A 480-nucleotide genomic window follows, 5' to 3' on the forward strand; every position below is an offset into this window, starting at 1 on the left:
GCTCGGAGATGTGTATAAGAGACAGGACTACTAGGGTATCTAATCCTGTTTGCTCCCCACGCTTTCGCACCTCAGCGTCAGTATCGAGCCAGTGAGCCGCCTTCGCCACTGGTGTTCCTCCGAATATCTACGAATTTCACCTCTACACTCGGAATTCCACTCACCTCTCTCGATCTCTAGATCGCCAGTATCAAAGGCAGTTCCGGAGTTGAGCTCCGGGATTTCACCCCTGACTTAACGACCCGCCTACGTGCGCTTTACGCCCAGTAATTCCGAACAACGCTAGCCCCCTTCGTATTACCGCGGCTGCTGGCACGAAGTTAGCCGGGGCTTATTCTGCGGGTACCGTCATTATCGTCCCCGCCAAAAGAGCTTTACAATCCGAAGACCTTCGTCACTCACGCGGCATGGCTGGATCAGGCTTGCGCCCATTGTCCAATATTCCCCACTGCTGCCACCCGTAGGCTGTCTCTTATACAC

The 480-nt window shown here is 54.4% G+C and carries 1 rRNA gene; it reads right to left on the minus strand.

Annotation, left to right across the window (positions count from 1 at the left end):
- Window positions 1–480, minus strand: a 16S ribosomal RNA gene (locus tag ACTHS4_RS11590); the annotation flags it as partial.

Source organism: Neisseria sp. P0014.S009, assembly GCF_051958155.1.
GTDB classification, from domain to species: Bacteria; Pseudomonadota; Gammaproteobacteria; order Burkholderiales; family Neisseriaceae; genus Neisseria; species Neisseria flavescens_C.